This is a genomic window from Holdemania filiformis, assembly GCF_003459085.1.
Classification (GTDB): domain Bacteria; phylum Bacillota_I; class Bacilli_A; order Erysipelotrichales; family Erysipelotrichaceae; genus Holdemania; species Holdemania filiformis.
In genome coordinates, this window is sequence record NZ_QRUP01000001.1 from 146,611 (window position 1) to 173,223 (window position 26,613).

The following is a 26,613-nucleotide window of genomic DNA, read 5'->3' on the forward strand; positions in this document are numbered from 1 at the left end:
GCGCGGTTCATTGGCCGAAAGCCGAGGCGATCATGCGCACGGAACCATCGACGACACGGATGACCATTTCGGAAATATTCGCCCCCAGCTGACCGGCGGCGTTCTCCTGAATCTGATACATCGAGGCCCGGTGGACGGGCGGCTCAATCACTTCTTCCTGTTCAATCTGACGGTTGAATTCGTCGATCCGCTGCTGGATCGTGGATTCCGGCTGCTGCTGATTGAGCGTACTGCCGATACTGACGACGATTAAAATCAAAAAGGCGTCCAGAATAAACCGTTTCATTCGATCCCTCCGTTCGTTAACGCTTCGACTAAAATCTGTAAGGAATTGCGGACTTCCTCCGTGCTGTTCTGGTCCGTTCCCAATTCCAGCAGCACCATGTTCTCCGCCATATCCTGGTTGTAAACTGACTGCCGTTCAAAAACTGATCTCATTATACCTGGCATCACCTGGTTGATTTTGTCGGTTAATTGCCGGGAATGCTCCATGACGTGAGCGGCATTGGAAGATTTCATGCCGACCACAAACATCATCTTCGCATAAGTAACCCCGTCGCTCTCCAGAATGGAAGCGGAACGCGGCGCGGAGTCGCGGTGCAGGTCGATGACCAGATCAAAGCCGCCGTGTTCGGCAAACGTATCGTTGATATGACGGCGGGAAATCGTATATAATTGGTTGTATTTCAGCCCTTCCTCCTCCGCTTCACGCAGGAAATTCCCGGTCTGAAAATAAACATAATACCCCTCTTCTTCTAACATTTTCGCAAGCTCCATGCCGATTTCATACGTCGTCGTGCCGTCGCTGTACGTTTCCGACTGATGGGTGTTATAGATGTAAACGGATTTTTTCTCCGGTTTTTCTTCCTTTTCAAATTTCGGTACAAATGGCTCGTTGATCACAACCTCATCAATCCGTTCCACCGCCTGTTTGAAGTCCGGCAGCAGCGCCAGCTGTTCCTTGATTGAGATGCGGTCCAGGTCGATTACCGGATGCAGGATCGACTCCAGCACCGAGGTTTTATTCTGCGAAAGTAACTCGCGGAAGCCGGTAAAGAATGAAGTCATGACGAGAAAGGCCAGGATCAGCAGACATTTGAGTGTGATTTTCAGCTTTGTTTTCAAGGAAAAAGCCCCCTCTCTTTCCGCAGTTTATGCGGGGCAAAGGGGGCTCATGACTACATCTGAGCGTAGCGGGGATGAAGCACCTGATTGATCGCCGTTGAAATCACTTCCGTCAAATGCTTGACTTCCTCGTCCATTTCCTTGGGTGTCACGACCATCTGGTAGGATTCCTGATAATGGATATGTTCCATCACCTTTTCATAATCGCCGCATTGAATCGTCGAAAGAACCTGATCGATCAGCGCTTCGATGCTGACGACCGTTGCGACGCCGATCGCGACGACGGGCGCCTGCGCCAGTTCCTCGTTGAGCACTTTGCGGTGATTGCCGACCCCGCCGCCAGGCTGAATCCCGGTATCGCTGATCTGAATCACCCGGTTGATCCGCTCGATGGAACGGGTTGCCAGCGCGTCGATCGCGATCACAAAGTCGGGCTTAAACTGCCGGGCTACCGCCTGGACAAATTCCGCGGTTTCCAGACCGGTCTGCCCCATTACGCCGGGAACGATGACCGCGACCTCGCTGGTTCCCTGCGCCAGTTCTGCTTCGTTCAGCCGGTGCAGATGGGCGGTGACGATCACCTCGCGGGCCGCCATCGGGCCTAAGGAATCCGCTGTGATCTCCTGGTTGCCCAACCCGACGATTAACGCCCGGGTTCCCTGCGTGGGAAGTCCGCTGATGATTTGTTTAAGACAATCCGACGTCACGGCAATCGCCTCTTCCCGTTGGGATGCATCGTTCAGATCGTCCAGCTCGATCGTGACATACTCACCCGGCTGCTTGTCAATTTCCTCGCACGGATGATGGATTGAAATATGATGGGTTGTAATCCCCCGGTACGCTTTCTTCGTATGGGTAAAATTCTCATTGTCCTGTAAATCCAGCACTTCTTCATAGGCTAGATCGGTTCTGTGTTTGCGCATACGCTCACCTCGGACTTAGTATGCGCGGATCTTCTGCCGGTTATGCGCGGGTTTTGATCGGAATCAACCTTTATTTTTGCCATTCCCGCTTTGTTTCTTGTCACCTTTTTCCATTAGTGTTTGCATTTTCACCTTCCTTTTGTTATAATTCTTAAGGTATAAATGCGGAGGAGGTGTCAGAATGCCAAACATCAAGTCTCAGAAGAAACGTTCGATTACTAATTTAAAGAGAAATGCAGCGAAAACTGCGGAAAAATCCGCGCTGAAGACAGCGATCAAGGAAGTCCTGGTTGCGGTTGAAGCGAAGGATAAGGAAAAGGCAGTTGCAGCGTACAACACTGCAAATTCTTTATTAGATAAAGCCGTTACCAGCCATCTGAAGCACAAGAACTACACAGCACGTCAGAAGGCTCGCTTAGCGAAAGCGGTCAACTCTCTGTAAGATGCGAAAAAGATCCGGATTCCGGATCTTTTTTTATGGTTTGCTGCACAGCGGTACAAGTCGGAGACCTCCGCTCCGTCCCTGTCCGGCTTCTAAGCGCAAGGAAAATCCGCGGCCTGATCCTGATCGATCACCAGCTCTCCTTCTCCTTGCGGCGCTTCAAAGTCCTGAAGATATCCGTTGAGAATATCGTCGGTGATTTCAAACGCGGCATTGGCGTCGCGGCGCTGCGCCCGCTGACGCAGACGGCGGCGCAAACATTCCGGACTGGCTTTTAAATAGAGCAGCCGGGCCTGCCCGCCGGCCGCGGCAATCCGCTGGCGGTAAGCATCACGGTTCTTCCGATTCCAGAAACTAAAATCAATGACCACCGGCCGATGTTCTTGAATTGCTTTCACCCGCTGATCTTGCAGCTGGGCCTCGACTGCGGCTGAATACGCGGCATAGGCTGAGGCTGGATAATCCACGCCATACCGGCCATATTGCCGCCATACTTCCTCGTCAATTGACAAGCGCAGATACCCCGCGGCTTCCAGCTGCTTCGCCAGCGTCGTCTTCCCGGCCCCGGCCACGCCGCACATCATCACGACGAGCGGTTTCTGCGGATCCGCGTCCTGATGAAGCCATGCAAGAATCGCTTCCCCTTTCATTGGTTTCCCTTCTTCCTTTTCTGAATTCTTTTCAGCACTTCCCGGTCGTGGATGGATCTTCATTTTCTTCCGCGAGCTGCTGCTTAAAGTGATCAAGCGCCAGCGAATATTGGCGCAGCGACCGGGTCAGCCGCATCATTGGCACGCCCAGCGCAATCAGAAGAAGAAAGCGTTCCAACGTAAAATGACTGAAAACCACCAGCGCGATCAGCGCCAGGCAACCGCCCGTGATCCAAGGTTGTCCTTTGCGCAGCGACTGCATCCAGATCCGGTAGCTTTCCAAAAACAGTGCGTAGCCAATACCGGTCAGTACAATCCAGATTCCATCCGGCGACGCCGCGCGGGGATTGAAGAAGCTGGCCGTCAGGGGAATTGCCATCCCGATCAGGATTTGATAGAGCCATCGTTCGATCATCGTTTTCCCTCCATTCCAATCGCTTTGCGGAAATGCGGCGCATAGCTGCGGCTGACCTCCAGCTGCACGCCTCCGCTTAACACCAGCGTCAGCCGGCCGTTAAAGCTTGGGGCAATTTGTTCGACCTTTGCGAGATTGACAAGATAGGATTTGCTGATGCGGATAAACTGACGCGGATACAGCTCCTCCTGCAGCTGATATAGCTTGCGGTTGAGCTGCAGACACCGGCTGGCGGTATAAGCGAACGTTTCCCGCTGCAGTCCTTCGATATACAGCACGTCCGCCAGTGCGACAACATAGGTCCGTCCCTCATGCTGCCCGGTCAGTGTCTGCCGCTTTTCCTGCAGAAAATGATGATTGAGGAATGCGGTCAGCTCCGCCAGATCCTCCATCTGAAACAGAATTCCAATCGAGTCATAATCAACCCCTTTTTCGACCAGCGTCAGATCCAGCGCATCAAAGGGCTTCAGCTTTTCCCGCAGCTGGGCCTCATGCTCGGGTAAACAGATCAGTTTGATCATGGCTGCTTCACCAGCTCTATCGTTTCCTCATAGAACTTTTTCCCCTTCGCGTCGCTGACCCAGATTGTGATTTCACCGCGGACCACTTCCTCATCATCAAAGTTTACGCCCCAGCCTGAGGTACTCTGGCTTAATGTCAGACTGCCGCGGATCGTTCCATTGCTCGAGCTTTCAAGGACCGGCTGATCCTGCGCGTCAAACATTGTCATCTGATATCCCAGATTCCGAAACCGCAGCAGATTGATCCGCAGCGTATTCCTCGCCTGCACATCCGGGGAAGAGAAGTAACCATAGCCCGCAGTCAGATTGCGGATTTGGAAATACTGACCCTCGCCCGCAAAGACCGGAAGCCTAAGCGGCTCACAGCTCAACGTCTGGGTTTCAAGGACCGTATCGTCCTTGAGAACAGACCAGGTCACCGTCCAGGGAACCGGCCGGCGGGCGCTGAGATTCATTCCCGGCAATTCGCTGATGATCCAATAACTGCCCGGTTCGGTTCGTTGATCATCCAACGCTTCCTCCGTTTCATAAACGACTTCACCGCTTTCCGTCTCCGTGATCCGCAGCTTTATTCGCGTATCCGCATAAGCGTCGCTGACCGGATAAGCCAGGTTCAGTTTCAGTTTTTCTCCCTCGATCACGATCAGGTTGCTAAGATGTTCGTCCTCTGTCCGGTATACCCAGACCTGGGGCCGGGCATTTTTACTTTCGGACCGCACCAGCCCTGCCTGCACCCCTGCTAACAAAAGCGCTGAGATTATGACCAGCATGCCTGCCTGAATCGGTTTTAACTGCCGGATCCCCCGCTGCTTCTGCACAAAATAGAATTGTTCGCGGAAATCCAACGCCCGGGAATAAACTTTGTAGGCACAGATCAGCTGTAACAACGACTGCAGCGGCAGCCACTGCGCGTTATTGCGGCCTAAAAACGCGACCCCAAACAACAACGCCAGCCACCCCATCAAGCTCTCGAGCCGCCGGCGTACTCCGGCTTCCGCGGAATGGACCATAAACCCGGCCGCCGCACATTCATAGCTGATCAAAAAGACAAGCGGCAGCAGCTGTTTCATCACTTCATCGTCCCAGACCAGCTTCATCAACATTCCCGCCAGCAGCAGTAAGGCCGATCCGGCGAACAAGCCCTGGCGTAAACTGCGCGCCAATAAAACGAGACCCGCGGCGGCGGCCGCAAACATCAGCCATTGCAGCGGAGAAGCTGGCGAATCCCATTGAAAAAGTAAAAGTGCCAGACCTGCGCCAGCCATCACGATGGACTGCGGACTTCCGTCCAGCGGTGTTTCCTTGCCGCACGTCCCCAGCCGCTGACGCCGGGAAAAGGTTAAAAACACAAACAAGCCCAAGCCGAAGATGACCAACGAGATCATCAGCATCATTCCAACGCCTGCCATGATATCCCCTCCTTTAATTCATTTTTATTGTACCCGAAAGGGAAATTGTCCGCTACAAATCCAGCGTAAGCGGCCGATATTGATGCCTAAGTGGCAGAATGCTACCCCAACGGCCGGAGGCTGGATCTTAAGATAACTCAATCCTCATCCTTTCACAATCATTTCAGATCGCTGAAATAATGACAAGTGATCTTACGCCGCAAAAACTTTTTCGAATTCCGTTTGCGTTTTATTCAGCAGCACTTCGGCCACCAGGCGTGAGCCTTCCTTCTCCCACCGGGCCTGACCCTGATACTTTTCAGCGATCTGCGTGATGATCTTCGTTCCATTGCCCTGAATCAGCTTCTTTTTCGGCCGCGGCTGACCGCAGGAATTCACACAGCGGATAAATAACATCTGTTTTTGTTGGGTGATCGTTAAACAAACCTCCGGCTTCGCCGCACTCTCAGCGGCTTCCAGCGCATTTTTTAACAGGTTGGACAACAGCGTGTTCATGTCGAAATCATCGATACCTGAAAGTAAGGAAGCTTCAATCGTAATCTGAAAAGAGACAGCTTGTTTGGCAAATTGTCGTTCAAATGAGGCCAGCATCGCGTTGACTGACGGATTATCGCAGTAAATCAGGTTGCGGATAGCGCCGATCTGATCCTGCGCAGAGCGGAGTTGCTCCACATCAACCTGCCCGATCTGGGCCTTAACCGTTCGCCAGACCTCATCCATCACGTCCTGCTTTTCATACAACGTCAGGATCTGCGCCTGAATGCGCTCGTTATTTTCCCGTTTTTGTTCGGCATTTTCACGCGCCGCCTTCATTCGCAGCAGGCTGCGGATCAGGAAAAATGCCGATCCCTGCAGACACAGCCAGGATCCAATGAAAAAAGCGGTCAGATTCATCGTAATTTGATAAGCATAGATTAATTTATAGGAAAGCAGATAAATCCACAGCCCATGTACGACGATCAGCGGAATCAAGCGCGCCTGTTTCTGCCAGTCGATCGCGGGAAATACCTTGCGTTTCAATAAAATAACCAGACTGAAGAACAAGGCATTCCAAAAGTCCATCACCAGAAAACCTGCCGTGCTAAAGAACGAAGCATCCTGAAACGCCGCCTGATCAAAACCGCTGGCCGCAACCATGACCAGAATGGCCAGCATCTCGGAAAACAGGATGCATACCGTGTGAAAGATCATAGCGAACACCGTATTCATCCACGAGTCCTTCACCACGAATTTCACGACCAGAAGCATGAACATGATCGTCGTCAGCGTCCGCAGACTGTTGACCGCAAAGAACTCGTCAAAGACCAAAAACAGAATAAAATTAAAAATAAAGTTGATGACAATTGCCAGATACAGCTTGGGAAACAGCGTTTTTAACGGCTCCCGATGATTGAGAAAAGCGCAGTGAAAAGCTGCCCAGATCAGAAATAGGATCAAATGATTGAAATAGAAAAAAGGTTCGTTGTTTAACATGACTTCGCCGGCTTTCCCCGTTCCACGACGATCTCTGCCGTCGCGATATCCTGATCCAGACTGAAGCGGCGCACGCCATGGCAGCGGTGCAGAATTGCGTCCATGATCGCCGTTCCCTGACCGCTGATTTTTTTCTTTGGCTGCGGCCCGTTTTTTGCCACACGGTTGCGGCAGCGGATCAGCAGCAGTCCGGCTTTTTCCGCCGCCTGAAAATCAATAAACGGAGAATCGCTGAATTCTGCAGCTTCCACCGCGTTCTTTAACAGATTGGACAACAGCGTATTCAAATCGTACTCGTCCAAAATCCCGCTGAGACTGGATTCAATCTCAAAGGTGACGGCGATCTGCTTCTGATCGCACAGCTGACGATAATAATTAAATAATGCGTTGGCATACGGATTTTCACAATACAGTTCTTCACGCAGTTCCCGCAGCCGTCCCCGGAGCACCTGCAGATGGTCGATCTGCGCGTCCGGATCGTGCATTTCATGGAAAACCGTTTCAAGCCCCGCCTGCTTCTCCGCCAGTTTTTCCAGCTGCGCCGCCAGTTCCGCACTCATTTGCGTGCGGGTGTCCAGCTCTTGTTTTTTTCGCTTCTGCCGGATGATCCGGACAGCGCTGAAAAAGACGACAACGTCAGTCACGATCAGAAACCCCAGCGCCTGCGTCAACAATCCCAGACTGGCTTCCTTGATGTAAATCAGCTTATAGGACAAGATATACAGCCACAAAAACTGACAGGTGAAAAGCAGCGTACCGATCGTATAGTATTCTCCTTCGATCGAGCGCCTGCGTTTTTTTCCCAAGCTCAGTGCGGCTTTGAAAAACAACAGGCTCATTCCGTCCAGCAGCAGATAGGAAAAAATGTTCATATAGAAAGTGCTCTCATACGCGCTGCGGCTGAACTGCACGCCGATCAGCGTGATCAGCATCGTCACCATTTCCGCGGTGATTGAAAGCAGCTGCTGAGCAAACAGCGCAAATAACGTTGCTTTTAACCCCGGGCGCTTCACAAGGTAGATCACAAGCCCGATCACCGCAGCGGACACCGTCATGCGGACAACCGCATTGTCCTGCACCGATCCGGGAAGCGCGTAGATATGCAGCAGGACAAACACCGCCAGCGTGATGCTCAGATCCAACGTTAGATAATCGCGCCAGTAGCTCTTGCGGACCGGCAGGATTTCATTGTAACAATAAGCCCAGGTCATCATCAGCGGAATATGATTCAAAGAATAGTAAATGGAATTCGTCATTCTTCCGTCACCCCGATAATGTCCAACAAGCTGTTTTCCTGTTTCAGCGTTTCGATTTCCTTTTGTTTCTGCGCGAACTCTGCCGCCGGCAGCTCCATACGCAGCGCCGGCTCAAAGCACAAGGTTACCGGCGTTCCCGGACAGATTTCCGCCAGTTTCTGCAATCCATGCAGCAGTGCTGAGAAATCGAATTGTTCCGGAACCGCACCGCGGACGGTCAGCGGACAGGCCGGCTCATGAAGCTGATTGTACTGAATCAAGATATCGAGCATGACGTTGCCGGTCTTGTAAGCGGGCAGCTGGTGCTCAAATTGCGTCTTCAGCTTTTCCGCATACGCGTTCAGCTCCTCCGTCTTACCCTGTTCCTTCAGGATTTCCAGGGTAATCAGATGATTCGACAGGTCATGATAAAAATAACGGATATTCTGCTGCTGCATCACGGCGAATTGATAGAACTGATAATTCCGCTGGTTCAATTCGGTGAGCCGGCGCAGCTCCAGTTCTTCTTCGTTATACCGCATCACGCTGCGGATAATTCCGAAGATGCAGAAATCGCCGACCAGCGTGATCGCAATGGCCAGCGAGAGAATGATAAAAATCTGAACGATTGCCATCTCTTTCCGCACGCCGAAAACCGCGACGACTAAAACGAGCTGGCTTATAAAGAAGCCCGCCAGATAAAGCATTGTTTTCTTATTGCTCATGACTATCCCCTTCAGCGTCAACGGCCCCCAATGCCGTCCGCTGTCCCTTCCAAGCTAAGTGATCGTCAGTATCAGGAACTGACTTTATTTTTTCATTGTAGCGCAGTTTGAAATCAAAGTCCAGACCCCTGTCCTTTCAGAGCGGGTTCGCCGATGAGAGGACTGACCAAGGAACAAAGTCTGACTTCGATCATCTCCATCATCGGAAATTCAATCTGCAGCATAAGAAAAGAAGGACCGTAAGGTCCTTCCCTCTGCTTATTTAGGTTTAGCGGTTTAAAATCACCGCATTCATATCCTCGATCTGACGCAGGATCTCGCTGCGCTTATCCGGATCCTCAATCTGACGGGCAATCCGTTCCAACTTGGCTTTCCGGTAATGATAATATTCGATGAAGACCGGTTCCCGGCGTTCTAACAGAAACGGACCGTACTGCAGCTGGGCTTCGGTATAAACAACCGGCTGAGATGTCTTGCGGAAACCGACGATCTGATAGTAATGCCGGTCGTGCACCAGCTTCTCCGTGACAATTTCAAACCCGTGATCCATGATCCAGCGGCGCAGCGAAGCCACCTCGCGGTTGACCTGCACAAGAATCCGCTGAAACTGTCCCAGCCGTTCAAAATCGTTTTCCAGAATTTCCTTGGCTGTCATCCAGCCCATCCCGGCAATCACAGCGACCTGTGCATCCTGCGGCACTTTCTCCAGGCCCGGCGTCAGAATCAACGAAATCTGCGCCTGCAGCCCGGCTTCCACCACCGTCGCGCGGGCATGCTCCAACGGTCCGGTTCCGATATCGCAGGCATACGCTCTTTTGATCTTTCCGGAGGCAATCAGTTCCACCGGCAGAAAGGCGTGATCCGTTCCGATATCGGCGACGATCGTCCCTTCCGGAACACAGTCGGCAATCGCTTTAAGTCGGACGCTCAGCATAACCCTTAGTTCTTATCGACGAAATCCCGCAGCCGCTTGGAGCGGGTCGGATGTTTCAGCTTGCGCAGCGCCTTGGCTTCAATCTGACGGATACGTTCACGCGTAACGTTGAATTCCTTACCGACTTCTTCCAAGGTGCGCGTCCGGCCGTCATACAGCCCGAAGCGCAGCCGCAGCACCTTTTCCTCACGTTCCGTCAGCCCCTGCAGGACGTTGTTGATCTCATCCTTCAGCAGCTGATTGTTGGCGTACTGATCCGGCGACATCGCGTCTTTATCCTCGATGAAATCTCCCAGATGGGAATCGTCTTCCTCGCCGATCGGCGTTTCCAGCGAAACCGGCTCCAGCGCAATTTTCTGGATCTCGCGAACCTTGTCCGGCGTAATGTTTTCCATCTTTTCCGCGATTTCCTCAGCCGTCGGTTCCCGGCCCAGATCCTGCACAAGCTGCCGCTGAACACGGGTCAGCTTGTTAATTGTTTCTACCATATGTACCGGGATTCGGATTGTCCGGGCCTGGTCGGCAATCGCACGGGTGATCGCCTGGCGGATCCACCATGTCGCATACGTTGAAAATTTAAAACCTTTGGTGTAGTCGAACTTCTCGACCGCCTTGACCAACCCCATGTTGCCTTCCTGGATCAAATCCAGAAACAACATGCCGCGGCCAACGTATTTCTTCGCGATCGAAACGACCAGACGCAGGTTGGATGAAATCAGAATCCGCTTGGCTTCCTCATCCCCGGCCTGGATCCGGCGGGCGATTTCCGGTTCATCTTCCGGATTCAGCAGCGGTACCCGTCCGATTTCTTTCAAATACATCTTCACCGGATCGTTGATCCGCACATAAGGAGAGCTGCTGTAAGTTTCGGTGAGATCGATCGGGACTTCCACGTCCTCGACTTCCTCGTCAAAATCTTCCCCGGCATCTTCCGCCAGGAATTCCAGATCGTCGCCGATATCCTGGGTCATCGCTCCCGCTTCCGGAATCTCGATATTTTCCAGTTCTTCGATATCGTCGTCCTCGCTGATGTCGATGCCTTCCGCGGCGAACCATTCGTACAGGTCGTCCATGTCGTTATCCGTCAGATCGAGATGTTCCAGGGCATCCATGACGTCCTTCTGATAAACGACCTTGTCCGCAAGATAGGTCTTTTTGAATTCTTCCTTTAATTGGTCCAACGTTTTGTAAACTGGCATTTTTGTCTCCTTAGTCTTGGTGTTTTTCTTCATCAAGGTACCCCCTTAATTCTCTTTGCAGCTGCATCCGTTCATGGAGAAGGGCAGCCTGGCTTTCCGGATTGCTGATGCGCAGGATCTGTTGTTTCAGATCATTTATTCTTTCTTCCAGCATACACCGCTGCAGGCGGCGGATTGCTCCGTCCATGACCTCCGGCGTAAATTGTGGACACTCCCATTCTGAAAGATCCAGAACCTTTTGTCTCAGCGCTTCCTCGTCGATCGTACTGATGAAATCCGCTATCTGCAGCTGCGGATGAGACCGGCTGTAATCCAGGATCATCATCGCGAGCTGCTGATTTTCTTCATTCAGCAGAAAACCGAGTTTTTCTTTGAACATTTCTACCGCTTCGCGGCGGGTAAGCATTAGCGCAAGAATCAGGTGTTCTGCATTAGTCTTACCATCTCGCGACGGATTTAAACGAATCGGAACTGTTTTTACCCGGCCGGAACCGGAATTGTCGGATTTTGGGGCCGGCGCCGCGCCCGGATCAAGATGAAATCCGGTCAGCTGCTCCAGCTGATGGGCAAAGTTCTGGCGGTCGAATTCATCGCTAAGCTGTTTGATTTCTTCTTCCACCTTCAGCGCAAATTCTTTCTTTTCGGAATAGTTTTCCAGATCATAACGCGTCGATAGATACTGAAAGACAAATTCCATCCACGTCAGCTCCTTGCGGACCATCGCTCGAAGTTCTTCCGCGCCGTGCTGGCGCAGGATTTCATCCGGATCCAGTCCGGTCGGATTGCTGACGATGCCGACCTCAAAGCCGGCCTCGCGGGCCAGCTTCGCCGCCTTGTAGGTCGCGTTCTGCCCGGCCTTATCGCCATCATAACAAAATGTCAGATGCAGCGAGCATTGCCGCAGTAAGCGCAGCTGTTCCTTGGTGCACGCCGTGCCCAGCGTCGCCACGACGTTGTCCATTCCCGCCCGGGAAAAGGCCAGCACATCCGTGACACCCTCGCATAAAAGCACCCGCCCTTCCTGACGGGAGGGCTGTTTGGCGCGGTGATAATTGAAGACCGTATGACCTTTGACATAGACGTCGGTCTCGGTCGTGTTGATATATTTGCTCTGCGCTTCGGGATCCATACTGCGGGCCGTAAAGCCGATCGGATTACCAAGCGAGTCGTGGATCGGAAACGTGATCCGGCTGGCGAACACATCGTGCAGACCGCTCTCGTTCAGCCGGACGACATTCGCCGCGACCATGTCCTGCTCGTTGTAGCCTTTGGCCTGCAGAAACCGCAGCAGCTCATCGCCCGGACCGTTCCAGCCGATCTCAAACTTTTCGATCGTCGCCTCGTCGATCCCGCGGTTGGCCAGATACTCGCGCACCGGCGTTCCCGCCTGCGCTCCCAGCTGATAATGCGTGTAGCGGATCGTTTCCGCCAACACCTTATATAATGCGTCTTTCCTCGGATCGACCGGCGTTTTAAAGGCAGAAGGATCAAACGAAAGCTTGTAGCCGCTGATTTCCGCAACCTTCGCCACGGCCTCCGGGAAACTGACTTTTTCATAATTCTGAACGAAGGTAAACACATTGCCGCCGGCTCCGCAGACGAAGCACTTATAAATCTGCTTGTCCTGGGAGATCGAAAGCGACGGGTCGTGATCGTCGTGGAAAGGACAGACGCAGGCCATGGAACGGCCTTTTTTGACTAACGGCACATAGTGGCCGATGACTTCCGCAATATCCGCGCTGTTTCTGACCGCGGTGATTTCTTCATCGCTCAGGCGCATTCGTCATCCCCCCTATTCGTACCGAACGGATTCTGATCAGAATTTCAGCGACGCTTCAATATGCGCCTGCAATTCGCTGATCGGCAGCCGCACCTGCTCCATGCTGTCGCGTTCGCGCACGGTGACGCAGCCGTCCTTCTCGGTATCAAAGTCGATCGTGACGCAGAATGGCGTGCCGATAGCGTCCTGACGGCGGTAACGCTTGCCAATACTGCCGGCTTCGTCATATTCGCATACAAAGCTGTCGGCCAGCTGGGCATAGATTTCCTTCGCCGAAGCGGAAAGCTGCTTCGACAGCGGCAGGATACAAGCCTTGACCGGAGCCAGCGCCGGGTGCAGGTGCAGCACGACGCGGGTGTCCTTCTCATTGAGAACTTCCTCGTCGTAAGCGTCGCATAAGAACGCCAGCATCAACCGTTCCACACCGACGGCCGGTTCTACGCAGTACGGCAGATATTTTTCATTGGTCTGCGGATCAAGATATTCCAGAGATTCGCCGGAATGCTCCTGATGCGTTTTCAAGTCGTAATCCGTGCGGTCGGCAATGCCCCACAGCTCGCCCCAGCCGAATGGGAACAGATATTCAATATCGCTGGTGCCCTTCGAATAGAACGCCAGCTCTTCCGGCGTATGCTCGCGGAAGCGCAGACTTTCAGCAGTCAGGCCCAGGTTCGTCAGCCAGTTCATGCAGAAGTTTTTCCAGTATTCGTACCACTGCAAATCCTCGCCCGGCTTGCAGAAGAATTCCATTTCCATCTGCTCGAATTCCCGGGTGCGGAAAATGAAGTTGCCCGGCGTGATCTCGTTGCGGAAGCTCTTGCCGATCTGGCCGATGCCAAACGGCAGCTTGCGGCGCATGGAGCGCTGGACGTTCTTGAAGTTGACGAACATGCCCTGGGCCGTTTCCGGCCGCAGGTAAATCGTACTCTTCGCGTCTTCCAGAATTCCCTGGAACGTTTTAAACATCAGGTTGAACTGACGGATATCGGTAAAATCATGACTGCCGCAGTTTGGGCAGGCGATGTGGTTTTCCTTGATGAAATCCATCATTTTTTCGTTGCTCCAGCCCTCCGGCACAACCTTGCCTTCCGTCGCCTCCTCGATCAGATGATCGGCGCGGTGGCGGGTCTTGCAGTGACGGCAGTCCATCAGCGGATCCGAGAAGCCCTTTAAGTGGCCGCTGGCCTCCCAAACCTTCGGATTCATTAAGATTGCGGCCTGGATGCCGACGTTATTCGGATGGGACTGAATGAACTTCTTCCACCAGGCCCGTTTGATATTGTCTTTAAGCTCAACGCCGAGCGGACCAAAATCCCAGGTGTTGCTCAAGCCGCCGTAAATTTCGGAGCCCTGGAACACAAAACCGGAGTTTTTTGCGTGCGCGACGATCGTGTCAAATTGTTTCACTGCCATGATCAATTCCCCATTTCTTTATTTTTATAGACAAAGTTTATTATAGTACAAATCAGCGCTTTTCGTCAATTGGCTAAACGGTCCAGAAAGCGCCAACTTTCCAGCTTTACACCGCTGTGTAGCATTAAAAATTCGACCAGCAATTCCGCGTCTTTTTTCGTCCACGGACCATACGGCCGCAGCTGGGCAAAATGAACGAGCTGCGCCTTGTTGATCAGACGGAAACGTTTCAGCGCCCCGACCTCCATCGGCCGGGCATGCACCATCGCCGCGCACTCTGCGCACAGAAAACCGCCGTCTTCAACAGAGATCGTCTGCACCTGGGTGTTGGAGCACAGCACGCACTCGTCGACAACCGGCTCGATCCCTTCGGTTTTTAAGGCCAGCGCGGTAAACTGCGCTAAAATCAGATAGCTGTCGGCCTCGCTGTCCAGCCGGTCCAGACTGACGCTCAGCAATTCATAAAGCTCGCCGGCCGCTTCCAGATCGCTTTCTCCCTGTTCCAGGAGCTTGTCGGCAATCTCGCACATTACCTGGGCAATTGTCATTTTCTCCAAATCTTCGCGGATATGCCGGTGCGCCGCCAGAACGCGCGCGCTCTTTAGTGAAAACAGCGTGGCTTGTTCCTTGTAATCAAACATCAGCTCCGACAGCACAAACGGCATGCACGAAACGGCGTTCTTGCTCGCCATCTTGCGGATGCCCCGGCATACGAAGCCCAGCTTGCCATAGTCCTTCGACAGCACCGTGATCAGCGCGTCGTTTTCACGATAGTCCTGCTGCTTGAGGATCACCGCCTCAATCCGGGCTTCACTCATCCTCCAGCTCCGTCTGGATATACCCCAGCTGCTGCAGCTTGGCCTTCTTGTTGCGCCAGTCCTTTTCCACCCGGACAAACAATTCAAGGAAAATCGGTTCGCCCAACAGCCCCTGCAGTTCTTCCCGCGCCAGCGTGCCGATCTGCTTGATCATCCGGCCCTGCTTGCCGATGATGATGCCCTTTTGGGAATCGCGTTCGACCAGAATCATCGCGTTGATGATCAGATGCTCGCGGTTCTTGCGGATTCTTTCAATCACAACCGCGACGGAATGCGGCACTTCTTCTTCCGTCAGCAGCAGCACCTTTTCCCGGATAATTTCCGCCATGATGAACTGTTCCGGATAGTCGCAGACCTGGTCGGCCGGATAATACTGAACGCCGTCTGTCAAATCATTCTTGGTGACTTCGATCAGCTGATCCAGGTTGTTCTGCGTCTTCGCGCTGATCGGAATGATCTCTTTGAAATCCATCCGCCGCTGCCACGCTAGCAACAGATCGATCAGCTGTTCTTTTTCCAGCAGATCAATTTTATTGAGAATCAGATACACCGGCAGATGCATCTGCCGCAGCGTATTCAAAACGAATTCATCGCCGCTGCCAAACGGCACTGAGCCGTCGACGAGGTAGTAGATCAAATCGACGCCCGACGCCGCGGAGTAGGCTTCCTTATTCATCTGGGTGCCCAGCTCATGCTTCGGCTTATGAATTCCCGGCGTGTCGACGAAAATGATCTGCGAATCGGCATCGGTGCGGATCGCCCGGATGGAATTGCGGGTTGTCTGCGGCTTGGGGGAAATGATCGCGACCTTCTGCTGGACCAGGGCGTTCAGCAGCGTGCTTTTGCCGGCATTGGGCCGGCCGATCAAAGCGACAAAGCCGCTCTTCACGCCAGATCCTCCATGCCGAAGCTCATCGGAAGCAGCTCGGCCATCGTTGTTTCCATCGTTTCTTTCCCATTGGACAGGATGATCGGCGTATCGCTTTCCAACAATTCGCTGAGCACCTGGCGGCAGATGCCGCACGGCGTTCCGATGCGGGCGCCATCGCTGACGATCGCAAGCGCCGCGATGTCCGCCTTGCGGTAACCGTAGGAATACGCGCCGAACACCGCGCTGCGCTCGGCGCAGTTCGTCGCCCCGTAGGACGCGTTTTCAATGTTCACGCCGCGAAAGGTGCGGCCGTCCCTGCATAACACGCAGGCGCCGACATGATAGTTGGAATACGGCGCATACGCGGATTTCATCGCCTCAAAGGCTTCGCTGACTAAGTTTTCGTACATCGTTGTTTCTCCTGTTCTATCTTATTAGATGGCGGATGACGATCATCCCCCCGACGATCAGCGCCGCCAGGGATGCGCACAGCACCGCGCCCGCCGCCAGATCTTTTATCGTTTTAATGCGGTCATCCTGCCTGGGCTGAACGAAGTCGCACAGCCGCTCGATCGCCGTGTTCAAAATCTCCGCTGTGATGACCAGGGCCGCCAGCGTAATCACAAGCGCCCATTCCCAAAAGACGAAGCCCAGCCCCAGCCCGACCAGTCCGGCCAGTACCGCAAAGCCCAGCTGAATCGCCACGCTGCGGTCGTGCGCCGCCAGAGCCAGTCCGTTCAGCGCCGGCTTGAATTTTTTGATCAGCGCGCGCATTTACACCCTCGGCACCAGCGGATCCAGAATTTCATGCTGCAGATCGAACATGATCTTTTCCTCATCCGGCTGCATGTGGTCGTAGCCGAAGCAGTGCAGCAGCCCGTGTGTAAACAGGAAACAGATTTCCCGACGCAGCGAATGGCCATATTCTTCGGCCTGACTGATCGCGGCTTCCACGTTGATAAAAATATCGCCCAGTTCGACTTCCGCTTCCTCGATCAGCTCAAATTCATCCTGATCATCACATGCCGCAAACGAAATCACGTCCGTCGGCCGGTCGACCTGCCGGTAATCACGGTTGATCTCATGGATTTTGCGGGACTTCACGAAAATCACTGAAATGGTATAGTCGCCCTGCTTGTTTAAGACCTCCAGCGCATGCTCGGCGATCCGCTGGAAATCCGGATAATTTTCTTTCCATTGCTTTTCCCTTGTCTTGTTGACAAACGTACAGGTTATCATCATCTTCACCTCTTGATTTTGCATTGCTATTATAGCATAATTCAATAAGCAATGATACGTGCTTTACTCGCTTATTTTAAGGCTTTTGCTTAACTATTTATACATAGCAAAATTGTCCAAAAAAGCAAAGTTAGTAACAATCTAGTGACAAATATTAACAGTTTATATAATAAGGATAGAACTTTATACTTTATTTATATGAAGGACAAATGGAAGATTGAGCAACACCGGCAGCGGAAACTTGCAGCCGCCAGATTAAAAAAAGAACGGCTTAAACGCGATTACACAGAACGTGAGACAGATCACGATTACTGGCATTATAAGCAGCGCCACCCGGGGATAGTGATCCACGATTTGACGGGATTTGTTTTTAGCCGACTAACTGTCATTGCAAAGCTCGATCCTTATATCTCTTCCGACGGTATCAAGGATAATCGTTATCTCTGCCGATGTAGCTGTGGGGATATGATCAAGGTGTATGGATTTGAGCTAACCGGTAAGCGAGTGACGTCCTGCGGTTGTGACATACAGCCAAAGCAAAAGTTTAAGTACGACGAGGATCGTGAGATGCTTGATGAAGTTGAGTGGCTCTATCGCGTATTAAGCAAGACAAAATAAAAAGCCCCACCCTCCGGCATTGGAAGGTGGGGTGTTCGGTCAATAAATGCCAATAGATTTAAGCGGACTCTTTCAAATTTTCAATAATGACTTTCAATTTTCCCTTTTCATCGAGTATTTCCAGCAGTTTCATCAACTCATCCATAACTTCTTGAACAGCCTTACCGATCACTATATAATCCGTTTTGTTCTTATCAAAATAGTAAAGCTGATCTGCTTTTATGTAAGCATCCTTATGATTTGAATTTTCAACAAGCATATCATCAGATTTAATAAACAGATTTTCTATAAATCTAATTTTCTTTTCCTTATGCTTCTCATCTTTTATGGATGACATAACGTTAGCGACAAAATCATAAGAAAACCCGAAGATATCACCGCCTTGATCTTCGACCACAATAAAAGAGTGACGGAATGAACGATTTCCGTCCTCTGTTAAATAGTTTCTTACGACAATGATATCCCCAATTTCGCACATAAAACACACCTCACTTCTGTTTAGGATCTTGTTTAACTACTACTTTTTTTGTACCGGCAATAACTTCTTTACTCCATTTGATTGGTGTAATATCTTTTAAAGATTCTTTAGCTGCTACAACCGGTCGTTCCCTCGTGAAAAAGGAGCTAGGTAGACGTGACATACTAAATCCTCCCTTCATATAAACTCAAAAAGCATTGATCTTTGTTCAATACTTGCCGTTTACACTTATAATATATCACGTCACCACAAAAATGATAAGCTTTTTCATTAACTTCATACTGTGGTAACTAAACAGTTTATATACAGACAGACAAAAAATACCCCACCCTCCGGCTAAGGAAGGTGGGGTATTTGTTATTTAAAGGCCATGCTCCAGATCCGTGATCCGCTGCTCATGATCATCCAGCTTATCATGGATCCTGCGATGACTGTCGGAGTTTTTTACGGCCAGGTCATTGACCTCCTCGTGAGCTCTCTTTTTGAGGTCATCATAATCCTTTTGTAACCGATCGACGGTTACCGTTAGTTTTGTGATACTGGTATTGAGGTTGATCACCGGCTTGCCTACTGTAAAAAACAAGCCAACAACGGCGATCAGCACCCCTACCACTCCCCACTCCGTCATGGGGCTTACTCCTTGTTGGACAGCTGCTTAATCGTCTGGTTAAGACCTGTAGACGCCCAGCCGGAGATCGCGCCGATCATAATGGTTTCCGCTGACCAGTCACCGGTTGCCAGCGGCGCAAGCACCGCGCCAATGATCAGCATGGTGGCCGGAATGTACTTGTCTGGATAATGCTCCGTAGACTTAAGAGCTGCACCGATTGCATAGCAGGCAGCCAGCACCAGCGGCATTAAAAACTGAGTGATAATTTCTGTGATTTCCATTTTTAGTTTTCCTCCTCGTTTTCTCGAATCCAATAACAGTGCGAGTCATACTGGCAGTACCCGCGGATACCCTTATACTCCGCTTCTACCCATTGATACCCGTCTGGTTTGATACCAGGTAAAAACCGGATCAGCTTTGCAGTACCACCGATCGGGATCGTTGCCAAGATCTCACCAGACGCTCTGCTATTGGTAAAGGACAGCGTTTTGCGTACCCGAAGACCAATGGAGTCTACCACAACGGACATCCCAGCAGCGGGCTCTGGTGTAGGCTCAGGTTGTGGATCAGGCTCTGGCTGCTCCTCGATCTTGTAAAACGTCAGTACGTTTGGCAGCGCTCTACCGGTATAAACCATTTTAGCACCGTCCACAATCATCTGAGAGCTGCCACCGCTGTCCAGCATTGCACAGTAAGTCATCCCATAGGCTTTGGCAAACTGCCTGCAGGCGACACCGTTGAGCTTGCCAGAGACAACAGCAAAGACGTCAACACCGTCGGCATCACGCATGTGCAGTGTCTGAGTGTTGGCAGTTGTGTACTTAGACTGACCGGAGCCGCTGGAGACCATCGTCACATCCTTGCCATCCAGCAGGACGATGCACGCTGGGCTGTAGCCGACCTTGACCTCATCCCCCGGGTACTCCCAGCTGGCCAGATCGCCGGCGATCAGCTTGTTATCCTTTGTCACGACAACATCAAGCCACTCGACTTGATCTGGCCGGCCGTCTGCGGTAAATCCCTGATGACGCCCACAAACAGTGCCCCTGTCGGATCCAGACATGACAAAGTAGCTACAGTTGACCTTGCAATGATGGATGTGATCATCGTCGATTTTGTCAATAGTCTTAAGCACCTTATCCCCGCCGGCTGACATCAAGCCGATCTCCTGATCGTCCTTCCGCTTGTAGACGTGGATTGTCTGGCCTTGCCAGGCAATACTCTGATACCCTGGTTTTAAATACATGTTAGCTCCCTCCTCATACATTAAAAAAGGACACCTGAGCCAGTGTGTCCACGATCCGCGGTACATCGCCGCGGTTTTATCTTTGAATTGTGACTTGACAACGCAACCGCCGATGGATCCCCATCGCTTAGCTGTGGCCTCGATGACCTGGCCGTTGCCAATGTATATCCCGATGTGCCCACGCTGCCAAACCAGCAGTCCTGGGATGTCTGGGATCGTGCTGATCGAGCCTTTGTCCGTCGCTCTAGCGTACATCTGATCGGCATTGATATCCGGTGCTGTCTTGCCATAATAACCGGCGTTACCCGGACCGTAATCATGCCATAAAAAGCACTTGATCAATCCCACACAGTCAAACACTCGGCGGCCCGATGAGTCATATCTACCGATCCCGCCGAGCTGGTAGATGGTTTTACGGTTAAGCTGCTGCTCAGCCCATTGGCAGAGGTCAGCATCTGAGGTGTAGTCCATGTTATCCCTCCAATCTTTATACTTCGACCCTGACACTTATCCCGCAATCAAGCTGAACAAAATTGTTATCTCCAAAATGTAATACAGCTTTGATCTGCCGAACCTTAAACGATGGATCAAGGTTTGTGAAACTTTTAGAGATGGTACAATCGCGGTTTGTGCGATATAGGCTCTGGGTAAATTGCTGCACCCATGTATCACCGATCAGAAAATAAACTGTTAGCGTCTGAGTATCACCAGCAGTCGCCCCGCCATTGTAAATACGCGAGGTAAAGTTGTAAGTAATCGGTATCGCCTCCGGAAATTCTGGCGACAGTAATGTACGCGTGCCTCCTCCAACAGTGCTGCCAGTTGAGCTAAAAGTAGCTGCTACACGGGTTGGCTTAATCTTGGTGATCAGCTGCTTAATGCCTGCAGATTGCCCCATGCCAAATAGCATTACCGGCCACCTCCAGTCCGCTCGAGCCAAGCAACGATAGTTGGGCTGCCTGAAAATCCCGTGATCGTTTTAAGCTCCTCGAAATGTAATCCATCAGTACCGAAATAAGCTGGAAGCCAGAAAACACCTCCGCTAACTTCAGTTAGATGCCAGTTACCAGCCATTCGGGTATAATCACTCAATAATGTTTTATTACCCCCGGTCGCATACATAGTACAAGACCCGTAACTCGTCTCACCCGTGCGAGAGGTCTCATGTTGATAGTTAGACATTTTGATCGCGACGGGGATGACATTAGCAATTTCTGCTTTAGCCAAGCTTCCGAATTTAAGCTTATAGCCAGCTGGAATTGCGGAATTACCTCTACTTTTAGAGCCCCCGAACAGCATGTTCGACACCTCTTTTCCGACGGTTTTTCGAGTTGGCGAAAAGGTTGAAAAGTCCCTTAACAAAAGGCTTTTTAGGAGATTTAAGCGCCCCACCCCCGAATTTTTTAACGCTAAAAAAGTAAGCTGATAGCCTATACCATTACCGCCAACGCTGCCACTAAACATCTCAAATCTGATCGCTTTGATTTTGCTGTTGACATTTAAAACAGCGTTTTCACCACCGATAACCTCGCTGTTTGAGATTGAATAGATTGTCCGTTGAGTATCATCTTCGAGCGTCACTTTGACTGTTACCGTCGCTTTGTAGTCGTTGTAGCTGCGAAACCACGACATGTAAACCTTATCAACATAAACAGGTCTGTCAAATGTCCTCGATCCACTTACACTGCCCGGGGATTGCCTTGCGTCAAATAAGTTCACGACTTCGTACTTGATCCTTTTCTTGTCACCACCGAATAGCATTATCCCAACTCCTTCCAGATGATGTTATTAATTACAACGTTTTCGCTGGGTTGCTCACTCACATAAAATCTTATTTTACCGGCCATTGTGTTACCTCGCTCTATCACTCCATCAGAAGCAGGTTCCACCTCATAATCGGCTGTACAGGTGTCAGTCATGCCCGCAACTGTATAGTCGCTACAAAATGGGTAAAAGCTCGCATAGCTATCTATGTTGGCTACGAATGATGCAGCTGTTAAGGTGACGTTACGAATCACATGTTCGTCCGTTAAGCCATCCAGCTTAACCTTATCTGCAGCCGACATAAGACCTGCTTTTGATTGAGTGACATTACCATACGTTGTATTGGTGTCTATGTCTCCAATCAATTGGTATGCTGTCCCGTCATAGACAAACTCATGAGTCCTGTTAGCAGCCAAATATCCTGCACTGATTGCAGATCCACGATACTGGATCGCCTTTGCCCCGCTGCCGTTGACGTTAAGCGTCGGATTAGCTGCGGTGTTGGTTACCGTAAACTTAACGATGATCCGCGCGCCAGTGACTAGCTTAAATCCCGTGCAGGCTACCACTTTAGCTACTGTTGCCGCTGCGGTACCGCACGTACCGTAATGCGCAATCGCTGATGCACCATTAAAGTCAACTCCGTCGATCGTGCGAGCTGTCTGCAGCTTAACCGCCGACGTTGCAGCCCCACCCGCAGAGCTGCTGCCCGCGTAATTGTCAGGTACAGAATCCTCAACCTTTTTTAACGCAGCATCGATCTGATCCAGACCATCATTGATAACTACAATGTCAGCCGGCTCACTTAAAGCGGGCTTAGTAAATTTGTAGTTTGTTGTTTGTGTTGCCATAAAATCACCCCTTTATTTGCGCCCAGGTCGCAGTTTTAATCTTATCCCAAGTGGTCTTGGCAAGTTCCGTCCAGGTCATTTTTGACGTGACCTCAACGGACACCTTAAACTGCTGACCGGTAGTAAGCGTTGTCGGTGTTACCTCTATGTTGCTCATTGTCAGCATCGTACAATCACCCCGAATCTCGCTTTGATATCCTCAATGCCTATCGTATAGGTAAATTCCAGCTGATATTTGCCCGGATCAGCCGGTGCCAGATACGCATAGAGGATCTGTTTCTGTCGATCAATCTTACAAACATCGCTTAAAACCACAACGCCGTCACGGCTCAGTTCAAATGATGCCTCTTTGATGTAAAATGGCTCGCCAGTTACGCTTTTAATTCGGATCCCAGCGTATTTTTTCTCACCGATGATGTAGTTCATCAATCCACTCCTCTCTGTATCCCTGGCCAATCAGCTCCGGCACAAACTGCAGCGGCATCATCTCAACCTGCAGCTTGCTGGAGTCAAACGTCAACAGGTAGGTCGCGTAATAGCTGACGTTGCCAGCTTCATCTTCGGCATAAAGGTCAATGACCAGTTCGCAGGAATCAGGAAAAGGGATCGTGGCAGTCCACAATCCCTCTGATATCCTATTAAACTCTACATAATATAGGCCGGCGTTACCGTAAACCCGGGTGACCATTAGGCATCCGTGACCTCGACACTAATGGTAATCGTACCGCCCGTATTGACCGGATCCGGTGTTACCGTGATCGTGCCAAAGACCGGAGCAACCGTATCCAACACAACCGTGCGGGTAATCTCGGAGTATTTGCCTGCGGCATCTGTCGAGCGTACAACGATGGAGTTGCTGCTCTCTCTAAGGGTCAGGGCCTTGCTAAAGTTACCACTGGCATCAACTGTGATCGCACCCTGATCCGTACCGTTGAGTGTGATCTTGACTGTGACTGGACTCGATGTCGCATCGGAAGTCGTACCAGAGATCGTGCAAGCAGACTTATTTGTCGGTGTGGTCGGCTGATTAACGGTTAAGGCTGGCGGTGTTGTATCCTGCTTGTAGGTCACGCTGGCCGTTGTCGATGCATTGCCATCATTATCACTACAGCTTGCAGTGATTGTGTGGCTGCCGTCGGTTAGCGCTGTTTTAGGCGTGTAGCTGAGGTTAACCCCACCACTGACATCCGTCAGCGTATAATCAGCTGCAGCTACAGCAGTGTTGTCAACCTTTAAGACGATTGACGATTTCAGCACACCGGATCCTGCATCTCTAAACTGTACCGTGATTGCTGGCTTGTTTGTGACCACAGTTGAACCGTTTGTCGGTGCAGTGACTGCTGCGGTAGGCTTAACGGTCTCCTTAACTCTGATCGTCTTTGACGTGTCTGACTTGGTGTTACCCGCGACATCGGTTGCTGTAAAGGTTAAGGGGTAAACATGGTTTTCCTCCCCCCATGACGTTGTGCTGGGTGCTGTGATTGTTGCCTCATATTTTTTTGATGTTGCGTTGTAGGTTAAATCGTAAGTTTGGCCATTAAGAGCCACCTTTACACTTTTTATTGCCACAAGATTTTACTCTCCTCTCATAATCCATAAAGGACATCGTGCCAAGTTTTGCTTTTTAGCTGCTCCCAGGTATTACCGCTTTTTACCTCAATCCACAGCTGATAAGCGTACTCGATCACCAGCTTGATATTGGCTGGGATCGTGTCATAGATGGAGGTGTACAGCGGCGTAAGATCTGGCAGCTTCTCCAGGCCACGATAAGTAATCCGCACGACGTAAGGATCAAGATGCTGGGTAATGGATACCGGCACGCCCAGATAAGCCTCAACGATCCGTTTTAGAGTGTCAAGATTGATTGGCGGCTGACTCATAAACTTAGCACGGATTGCCTGGCGCCGAGACTGCAGATCATCCTTAATTGGACTAGCGATCTCAAAGATAGCTTCCCAACGCTGCACAGTCTCGGCATCCATTGACATAATGTATCGATTATCCACAAACTGCCGCAGCAGCTCATAATAATGGCTCATATCAATATCAATCACACTGGCCAGAGCTTTGATCTCCAGCAGCTCCCTATAAAGCTCCGGCAAATACTCTTGATAAGTCTTAGCCGGCTCAAGCCGCTCCATCAGCCTGCCTCCTGCAGTGTGATCGTGCCGATGACTGGCACCTCATACGACTGCGCTGTTTTATCTAATGCCAAGTTGGCTGCAGCACCATTGATCTGTACATTAACTGCATCCAAGATCCCGGAGACATTTAAAATAGCCACGGTAACGCGACTCTGGAAGATGGTTGACTCGTCAAACGGGATCGATTCAATGTAAGCCTTAATCTCGGTAATCGCTTTTTGCCTTAGGAGCTCAAAGCTCTCACCTGGCTTAATCCGCAGGCTAGCCGTGATATCGATCACCTTGTCTTTGCTGGTGGATACGGTCACAACGTGCCCGATCGGAGCCAGCCCACCAGTAGGATCGTCAGCAGGCTGGAACAGATCTTGGACTTTTTTGATCAATTCCGCGGAAGCTGTGCGGCCGTCAGCGTTGCCAATCATCAATAAAACCGTACCGGGTCCGCCCCAGATCGGAAATACTTTGACGGATCCGACGCCCTCGATTGCCAGCGTTTTCTCCTCATAATCTGCCACATTTCCACCAAACGGCGATCGGCGGACATGATCATAATAGCGCTCACGCAGCGAGTCATCCGTCTCAGCGTCAGCGCCCTCAAGCAGCACTTCTCCCAGTTCTGCCCGACCTAAATTGTTGATATTTTGGATCGGCAGCAGATCACCCTGATACTGGTTGCCCAGGATCCCAGCGATCTCTGCCTCAGCTTGATAAACGCCAGCATCAATCTTATCCGTCACGGCAAGTGTAAGATCATTAATCCTAAACCGGCTGCTGATCGGGATCTCCAGAGGACTCCCAATGTTATCGTAAGTCCTGATAACTCGACGAGCTTTGACAGCCTGCTTGCGCTCCACACCAAACTGGCCGACACATCGATCCAGCCAGTCCTCAATCGCCGTATCTGGCAAAAACAGATTCATGAGCCACGTAAGCAGCCAGTAAGAGCGTGATAGCTCAAAGCAAACAGGGGCGAGTGTAGTGTAAATGACGCTGCCCTCGCGCTTGTCATATCCATCTGGGACACGACTTAGCGCGTCGTCCAGCAATGTCTGGTAATCATAATCCTTCACTCAAACCCACACTCCTTTTCTCATAAAAATCTCCGTAAATTGATGTGACTTTAAATTTGACTTGCAAATTCTCGTCTACTTTATCAATTACAAAATCATCAACTTCGATGATCCGCTCGTCGATCATCAGAGCCTCACGGATCATACGACGGACATCTCCGAGTACATAATCCAGAGGCTTGCCGATCAGATCCTGTAGATCGTGGCCAAAATTTCGGCTGTAGATCTCATGCTGGAATCGTGGCACGGAAAGCATAATCTGAACAGCCTGCTTAACTGAGTCCAGCTCATCCACAAGCCCGCGGATCCTGCCGCTGTCTTGATCCACCTTAAACGTTTTTGCTTTATACCTCATGGCAGCCTCCCAACGATCGCATAACGCTGACCGCCTTGCTTTTTAATTACAACCACCCGAGATCCAACTGGCAGCTGATCGTGCAGCGTGATTGTTTTTTTGACGTCGTCAATTGTGATCTCTACCTGCCGGTCTGTGTATTGATCAGGCAGATCAACCATACTCGCAGGGATAACAACGCCAGTTTTCTCGATCCGGATCCCTCCGGATTTATCAATCAGCGTTGCATACAATAAGTCACTTAATCCTGCATTATCCATGTAGGCAGCAACTGCTTTTTTGATCGCATCATATAAACTCGCCAT

General features: G+C 51.1%; 37 protein-coding genes. 2 read left to right on the plus strand and 35 right to left on the minus strand.

What is annotated here, in order from left to right:
- Window positions 1-7: 7 nt before the first annotated feature.
- The 3 genes from DWY25_RS00690 to gpr are packed head-to-tail and all read right to left on the minus strand — an operon-like array spanning window position 8 to window position 2,048.
- Window positions 8-286, minus strand: coding sequence for a hypothetical protein (locus tag DWY25_RS00690; protein WP_006060233.1), 279 nt, complete (start codon window positions 284-286; stop codon window positions 8-10).
- On the minus strand, window positions 283-1,125 hold the full coding sequence (locus DWY25_RS00695) for a stage II sporulation protein P (protein ID WP_117892402.1): 843 nt from the start codon (window positions 1,123-1,125) through the stop codon (window positions 283-285). The genes DWY25_RS00690 and DWY25_RS00695 overlap by 4 nt, the downstream gene beginning before the upstream one ends.
- A gap of 53 nt (window positions 1,126-1,178) precedes the next feature.
- Window positions 1,179-2,048 carry a GPR endopeptidase gene (gpr, locus tag DWY25_RS00700; RefSeq protein WP_117892405.1) on the minus strand — a complete coding sequence of 290 codons (870 nt, stop codon included), beginning with the start codon at window positions 2,046-2,048 and terminating at the stop codon, window positions 1,179-1,181.
- A gap of 181 nt (window positions 2,049-2,229) precedes the next feature.
- Between gpr and rpsT the strand changes: the two genes are divergently transcribed.
- Complete coding sequence (gene rpsT, locus DWY25_RS00705; RefSeq protein WP_006060229.1) at window positions 2,230-2,490, plus strand: 30S ribosomal protein S20; 261 nt, start codon at window positions 2,230-2,232, stop codon at window positions 2,488-2,490.
- A gap of 92 nt (window positions 2,491-2,582) precedes the next feature.
- Here rpsT and DWY25_RS00710 read toward each other — a convergent pair whose 3' ends face one another.
- From DWY25_RS00710 to ybeY, 16 genes are all read right to left on the minus strand, one after another.
- Entirely contained in the window at window positions 2,583-3,140 is a 558-nt protein-coding gene (locus tag DWY25_RS00710; protein WP_244925896.1) for a P-loop nucleotide/nucleoside kinase family protein, read from the minus strand.
- A gap of 31 nt (window positions 3,141-3,171) precedes the next feature.
- The gene (locus DWY25_RS00715) at window positions 3,172-3,555 is read right to left on the minus strand and encodes a hypothetical protein (RefSeq protein WP_117892411.1); all 384 of its coding nucleotides are present in this window, start codon (window positions 3,553-3,555) and stop codon (window positions 3,172-3,174) included.
- Complete coding sequence (locus DWY25_RS00720; RefSeq protein ID WP_117892414.1) at window positions 3,552-4,076, minus strand: LytTR family DNA-binding domain-containing protein; 525 nt, start codon at window positions 4,074-4,076, stop codon at window positions 3,552-3,554. Before DWY25_RS00720 ends, DWY25_RS00715 begins: the two co-directional genes overlap by 4 nt.
- Window positions 4,073-5,485, minus strand: a complete 1,413-nt coding sequence (locus DWY25_RS00725; RefSeq protein WP_117892417.1) for a hypothetical protein — start codon at window positions 5,483-5,485, stop codon at window positions 4,073-4,075. Before DWY25_RS00725 ends, DWY25_RS00720 begins: the two co-directional genes overlap by 4 nt.
- Window positions 5,486-5,677: 192 nt before the next feature.
- On the minus strand, window positions 5,678-6,958 hold the full coding sequence (locus DWY25_RS00730; RefSeq protein ID WP_117892420.1) for a GHKL domain-containing protein: 1,281 nt from the start codon (window positions 6,956-6,958) through the stop codon (window positions 5,678-5,680).
- Entirely contained in the window at window positions 6,952-8,214 is a 1,263-nt protein-coding gene (locus DWY25_RS00735) for an ATP-binding protein (protein ID WP_117892422.1), read from the minus strand. The genes DWY25_RS00730 and DWY25_RS00735 overlap by 7 nt, the downstream gene beginning before the upstream one ends.
- Complete coding sequence (locus DWY25_RS00740) at window positions 8,211-8,918, minus strand: hypothetical protein (protein WP_117892425.1); 708 nt, start codon at window positions 8,916-8,918, stop codon at window positions 8,211-8,213. The genes DWY25_RS00735 and DWY25_RS00740 overlap by 4 nt, the downstream gene beginning before the upstream one ends.
- A gap of 268 nt (window positions 8,919-9,186) precedes the next feature.
- A complete protein-coding gene (locus tag DWY25_RS00745; RefSeq protein WP_117892428.1) occupies window positions 9,187-9,852 on the minus strand; it encodes a tRNA (adenine(22)-N(1))-methyltransferase in 666 nt (221 codons plus the stop codon).
- A 5-nt stretch (window positions 9,853-9,857) separates the two neighbouring features.
- A complete protein-coding gene (rpoD, locus tag DWY25_RS00750; protein ID WP_117892431.1) occupies window positions 9,858-11,084 on the minus strand; it encodes an RNA polymerase sigma factor RpoD in 1,227 nt (408 codons plus the stop codon).
- A complete protein-coding gene (gene dnaG, locus DWY25_RS00755; RefSeq protein WP_117892434.1) occupies window positions 11,062-12,831 on the minus strand; it encodes a DNA primase in 1,770 nt (589 codons plus the stop codon). Before dnaG ends, rpoD begins: the two co-directional genes overlap by 23 nt.
- A 36-nt stretch (window positions 12,832-12,867) precedes the next feature.
- On the minus strand, window positions 12,868-14,244 hold the full coding sequence (locus tag DWY25_RS00760; protein ID WP_072683476.1) for a glycine--tRNA ligase: 1,377 nt from the start codon (window positions 14,242-14,244) through the stop codon (window positions 12,868-12,870).
- A gap of 65 nt (window positions 14,245-14,309) precedes the next feature.
- Window positions 14,310-15,062, minus strand: coding sequence for a DNA repair protein RecO (recO, locus tag DWY25_RS00765; protein ID WP_117892437.1), 753 nt, complete (start codon window positions 15,060-15,062; stop codon window positions 14,310-14,312).
- Window positions 15,055-15,951 carry a GTPase Era gene (gene era, locus DWY25_RS00770; protein WP_117892440.1) on the minus strand — a complete coding sequence of 299 codons (897 nt, stop codon included), beginning with the start codon at window positions 15,949-15,951 and terminating at the stop codon, window positions 15,055-15,057. The genes recO and era overlap by 8 nt, the downstream gene beginning before the upstream one ends.
- Window positions 15,948-16,343: a cytidine deaminase gene (cdd, locus tag DWY25_RS00775; RefSeq protein WP_117892443.1), complete on the minus strand. Its 396-nt coding sequence runs from the start codon at window positions 16,341-16,343 to the stop codon at window positions 15,948-15,950. The genes era and cdd overlap by 4 nt, the downstream gene beginning before the upstream one ends.
- 16 nt (window positions 16,344-16,359) lie before the next feature.
- Window positions 16,360-16,707 carry a diacylglycerol kinase gene (locus tag DWY25_RS00780; RefSeq protein WP_117892446.1) on the minus strand — a complete coding sequence of 116 codons (348 nt, stop codon included), beginning with the start codon at window positions 16,705-16,707 and terminating at the stop codon, window positions 16,360-16,362.
- Window positions 16,708-17,172, minus strand: coding sequence for an rRNA maturation RNase YbeY (gene ybeY, locus DWY25_RS00785; RefSeq protein ID WP_244925897.1), 465 nt, complete (start codon window positions 17,170-17,172; stop codon window positions 16,708-16,710).
- Window positions 17,173-17,370: 198 nt separating this feature from the next.
- Between ybeY and DWY25_RS00790 the strand changes: the two genes are divergently transcribed.
- Entirely contained in the window at window positions 17,371-17,790 is a 420-nt protein-coding gene (locus tag DWY25_RS00790; protein WP_117892451.1) for a hypothetical protein, read from the plus strand.
- A 58-nt stretch (window positions 17,791-17,848) separates the two neighbouring features.
- Here the strand turns inward: DWY25_RS00790 and DWY25_RS00795 are convergent, their stop codons facing one another.
- The 16 genes from DWY25_RS00795 to DWY25_RS00860 form a co-directional block, all read right to left on the minus strand.
- On the minus strand, window positions 17,849-18,268 hold the full coding sequence (locus DWY25_RS00795) for a hypothetical protein (RefSeq protein WP_117892454.1): 420 nt from the start codon (window positions 18,266-18,268) through the stop codon (window positions 17,849-17,851).
- A gap of 10 nt (window positions 18,269-18,278) precedes the next feature.
- On the minus strand, window positions 18,279-18,431 hold the full coding sequence (locus DWY25_RS17640) for a hypothetical protein (RefSeq protein ID WP_181981628.1): 153 nt from the start codon (window positions 18,429-18,431) through the stop codon (window positions 18,279-18,281).
- A 198-nt stretch (window positions 18,432-18,629) separates the two neighbouring features.
- Complete coding sequence (locus tag DWY25_RS00800; protein WP_117892457.1) at window positions 18,630-18,896, minus strand: hypothetical protein; 267 nt, start codon at window positions 18,894-18,896, stop codon at window positions 18,630-18,632.
- Window positions 18,897-18,901: 5 nt separating this feature from the next.
- A complete protein-coding gene (locus DWY25_RS00805; RefSeq protein WP_117892460.1) occupies window positions 18,902-19,159 on the minus strand; it encodes a phage holin family protein in 258 nt (85 codons plus the stop codon).
- 2 nt (window positions 19,160-19,161) lie between these two features.
- Window positions 19,162-20,595 carry a hypothetical protein gene (locus tag DWY25_RS00810; RefSeq protein WP_117892464.1) on the minus strand — a complete coding sequence of 478 codons (1,434 nt, stop codon included), beginning with the start codon at window positions 20,593-20,595 and terminating at the stop codon, window positions 19,162-19,164.
- Window positions 20,596-20,611: 16 nt separating this feature from the next.
- On the minus strand, window positions 20,612-21,034 hold the full coding sequence (locus DWY25_RS00815) for a hypothetical protein (protein ID WP_117892467.1): 423 nt from the start codon (window positions 21,032-21,034) through the stop codon (window positions 20,612-20,614).
- On the minus strand, window positions 21,034-21,885 hold the full coding sequence (locus DWY25_RS00820; RefSeq protein ID WP_117892470.1) for a hypothetical protein: 852 nt from the start codon (window positions 21,883-21,885) through the stop codon (window positions 21,034-21,036). The genes DWY25_RS00815 and DWY25_RS00820 overlap by 1 nt, the downstream gene beginning before the upstream one ends.
- Window positions 21,885-22,739, minus strand: a complete 855-nt coding sequence (locus DWY25_RS00825; RefSeq protein WP_117892473.1) for a hypothetical protein — start codon at window positions 22,737-22,739, stop codon at window positions 21,885-21,887. Before DWY25_RS00825 ends, DWY25_RS00820 begins: the two co-directional genes overlap by 1 nt.
- Window positions 22,740-22,743: 4 nt before the next feature.
- Window positions 22,744-22,896 (minus strand): hypothetical protein, encoded by a 153-nt coding sequence (locus tag DWY25_RS17645; RefSeq protein ID WP_181981629.1) that lies wholly within the window; start codon window positions 22,894-22,896, stop codon window positions 22,744-22,746.
- A gap of 2 nt (window positions 22,897-22,898) precedes the next feature.
- Window positions 22,899-23,165: a hypothetical protein gene (locus DWY25_RS00830; protein WP_117892476.1), complete on the minus strand. Its 267-nt coding sequence runs from the start codon at window positions 23,163-23,165 to the stop codon at window positions 22,899-22,901.
- Window positions 23,146-23,427, minus strand: a complete 282-nt coding sequence (locus DWY25_RS00835; RefSeq protein ID WP_117892479.1) for a PF13754 domain-containing protein — start codon at window positions 23,425-23,427, stop codon at window positions 23,146-23,148. Before DWY25_RS00835 ends, DWY25_RS00830 begins: the two co-directional genes overlap by 20 nt.
- Window positions 23,427-24,308 (minus strand): Ig-like domain-containing protein, encoded by an 882-nt coding sequence (locus DWY25_RS00840; RefSeq protein ID WP_117892482.1) that lies wholly within the window; start codon window positions 24,306-24,308, stop codon window positions 23,427-23,429. Before DWY25_RS00840 ends, DWY25_RS00835 begins: the two co-directional genes overlap by 1 nt.
- Before the next feature lie 17 nt (window positions 24,309-24,325).
- On the minus strand, window positions 24,326-24,880 hold the full coding sequence (locus DWY25_RS00845; protein ID WP_117892485.1) for a putative phage tail protein: 555 nt from the start codon (window positions 24,878-24,880) through the stop codon (window positions 24,326-24,328).
- Window positions 24,880-25,953: a baseplate J/gp47 family protein gene (locus DWY25_RS00850; protein WP_117892488.1), complete on the minus strand. Its 1,074-nt coding sequence runs from the start codon at window positions 25,951-25,953 to the stop codon at window positions 24,880-24,882. The genes DWY25_RS00845 and DWY25_RS00850 overlap by 1 nt, the downstream gene beginning before the upstream one ends.
- A complete protein-coding gene (locus DWY25_RS00855; protein ID WP_117892491.1) occupies window positions 25,940-26,308 on the minus strand; it encodes a DUF2634 domain-containing protein in 369 nt (122 codons plus the stop codon). Before DWY25_RS00855 ends, DWY25_RS00850 begins: the two co-directional genes overlap by 14 nt.
- Window positions 26,305-26,613, minus strand: coding sequence for a DUF2577 family protein (locus tag DWY25_RS00860; protein ID WP_181981630.1), 309 nt, complete (start codon window positions 26,611-26,613; stop codon window positions 26,305-26,307). Before DWY25_RS00860 ends, DWY25_RS00855 begins: the two co-directional genes overlap by 4 nt.

Excerpts from the sequence above, each read along its gene's own strand:
- DWY25_RS00740 (WP_117892425.1), bottom strand. The coding sequence starts at position 8,918 with ATGAGCAATAAGAAAACAATGCTTTATCTGGCGGGCTTCTTTATAAGC.
- DWY25_RS00845 (WP_117892485.1), bottom strand. The coding sequence starts at position 24,880 with ATGGAGCGGCTTGAGCCGGCTAAGACTTATCAAGAGTATTTGCCGGAG.
- DWY25_RS00790 (WP_117892451.1), top strand. The coding sequence starts at position 17,371 with ATGAAGGACAAATGGAAGATTGAGCAACACCGGCAGCGGAAACTTGCA.
- DWY25_RS00715 (WP_117892411.1), bottom strand. The coding sequence starts at position 3,555 with ATGATCGAACGATGGCTCTATCAAATCCTGATCGGGATGGCAATTCCC.
- DWY25_RS00690 (WP_006060233.1), bottom strand. The coding sequence starts at position 286 with ATGAAACGGTTTATTCTGGACGCCTTTTTGATTTTAATCGTCGTCAGT.
- DWY25_RS00800 (WP_117892457.1), bottom strand. The coding sequence starts at position 18,896 with ATGACGGAGTGGGGAGTGGTAGGGGTGCTGATCGCCGTTGTTGGCTTG.
- gpr (WP_117892405.1), bottom strand. The coding sequence starts at position 2,048 with ATGCGCAAACACAGAACCGATCTAGCCTATGAAGAAGTGCTGGATTTA.
- DWY25_RS00830 (WP_117892476.1), bottom strand. The coding sequence starts at position 23,165 with ATGAACTACATCATCGGTGAGAAAAAATACGCTGGGATCCGAATTAAA.
- cdd (WP_117892443.1), bottom strand. The coding sequence starts at position 16,343 with ATGTACGAAAACTTAGTCAGCGAAGCCTTTGAGGCGATGAAATCCGCG.
- DWY25_RS00730 (WP_117892420.1), bottom strand. The coding sequence starts at position 6,958 with ATGTTAAACAACGAACCTTTTTTCTATTTCAATCATTTGATCCTATTT.
- DWY25_RS00760 (WP_072683476.1), bottom strand. The coding sequence starts at position 14,244 with ATGGCAGTGAAACAATTTGACACGATCGTCGCGCACGCAAAAAACTCC.
- DWY25_RS00810 (WP_117892464.1), bottom strand. The coding sequence starts at position 20,595 with ATGGACTACACCTCAGATGCTGACCTCTGCCAATGGGCTGAGCAGCAG.
- recO (WP_117892437.1), bottom strand. The coding sequence starts at position 15,062 with ATGAGTGAAGCCCGGATTGAGGCGGTGATCCTCAAGCAGCAGGACTAT.
- ybeY (WP_244925897.1), bottom strand. The coding sequence starts at position 17,172 with ATGATAACCTGTACGTTTGTCAACAAGACAAGGGAAAAGCAATGGAAA.
- DWY25_RS00795 (WP_117892454.1), bottom strand. The coding sequence starts at position 18,268 with ATGTGCGAAATTGGGGATATCATTGTCGTAAGAAACTATTTAACAGAG.
- rpoD (WP_117892431.1), bottom strand. The coding sequence starts at position 11,084 with ATGAAGAAAAACACCAAGACTAAGGAGACAAAAATGCCAGTTTACAAA.
- DWY25_RS00835 (WP_117892479.1), bottom strand. The coding sequence starts at position 23,427 with ATGGTCACCCGGGTTTACGGTAACGCCGGCCTATATTATGTAGAGTTT.
- DWY25_RS00860 (WP_181981630.1), bottom strand. The coding sequence starts at position 26,613 with ATGGCGAGTTTATATGATGCGATCAAAAAAGCAGTTGCTGCCTACATG.
- dnaG (WP_117892434.1), bottom strand. The coding sequence starts at position 12,831 with ATGCGCCTGAGCGATGAAGAAATCACCGCGGTCAGAAACAGCGCGGAT.
- DWY25_RS00745 (WP_117892428.1), bottom strand. The coding sequence starts at position 9,852 with ATGCTGAGCGTCCGACTTAAAGCGATTGCCGACTGTGTTCCGGAAGGG.
- DWY25_RS17645 (WP_181981629.1), bottom strand. The coding sequence starts at position 22,896 with ATGAGCAACATAGAGGTAACACCGACAACGCTTACTACCGGTCAGCAG.
- DWY25_RS00720 (WP_117892414.1), bottom strand. The coding sequence starts at position 4,076 with ATGATCAAACTGATCTGTTTACCCGAGCATGAGGCCCAGCTGCGGGAA.
- DWY25_RS00735 (WP_117892422.1), bottom strand. The coding sequence starts at position 8,214 with ATGACGAATTCCATTTACTATTCTTTGAATCATATTCCGCTGATGATG.
- DWY25_RS00855 (WP_117892491.1), bottom strand. The coding sequence starts at position 26,308 with ATGAGGTATAAAGCAAAAACGTTTAAGGTGGATCAAGACAGCGGCAGG.
- DWY25_RS00805 (WP_117892460.1), bottom strand. The coding sequence starts at position 19,159 with ATGGAAATCACAGAAATTATCACTCAGTTTTTAATGCCGCTGGTGCTG.
- DWY25_RS00710 (WP_244925896.1), bottom strand. The coding sequence starts at position 3,140 with ATGAAAGGGGAAGCGATTCTTGCATGGCTTCATCAGGACGCGGATCCG.
- DWY25_RS17640 (WP_181981628.1), bottom strand. The coding sequence starts at position 18,431 with ATGTCACGTCTACCTAGCTCCTTTTTCACGAGGGAACGACCGGTTGTA.
- DWY25_RS00820 (WP_117892470.1), bottom strand. The coding sequence starts at position 21,885 with ATGCTATTCGGTGGTGACAAGAAAAGGATCAAGTACGAAGTCGTGAAC.
- DWY25_RS00725 (WP_117892417.1), bottom strand. The coding sequence starts at position 5,485 with ATGGCAGGCGTTGGAATGATGCTGATGATCTCGTTGGTCATCTTCGGC.
- DWY25_RS00780 (WP_117892446.1), bottom strand. The coding sequence starts at position 16,707 with ATGCGCGCGCTGATCAAAAAATTCAAGCCGGCGCTGAACGGACTGGCT.
- DWY25_RS00815 (WP_117892467.1), bottom strand. The coding sequence starts at position 21,034 with ATGCTATTTGGCATGGGGCAATCTGCAGGCATTAAGCAGCTGATCACC.
- DWY25_RS00825 (WP_117892473.1), bottom strand. The coding sequence starts at position 22,739 with ATGGCAACACAAACAACAAACTACAAATTTACTAAGCCCGCTTTAAGT.
- rpsT (WP_006060229.1), top strand. The coding sequence starts at position 2,230 with ATGCCAAACATCAAGTCTCAGAAGAAACGTTCGATTACTAATTTAAAG.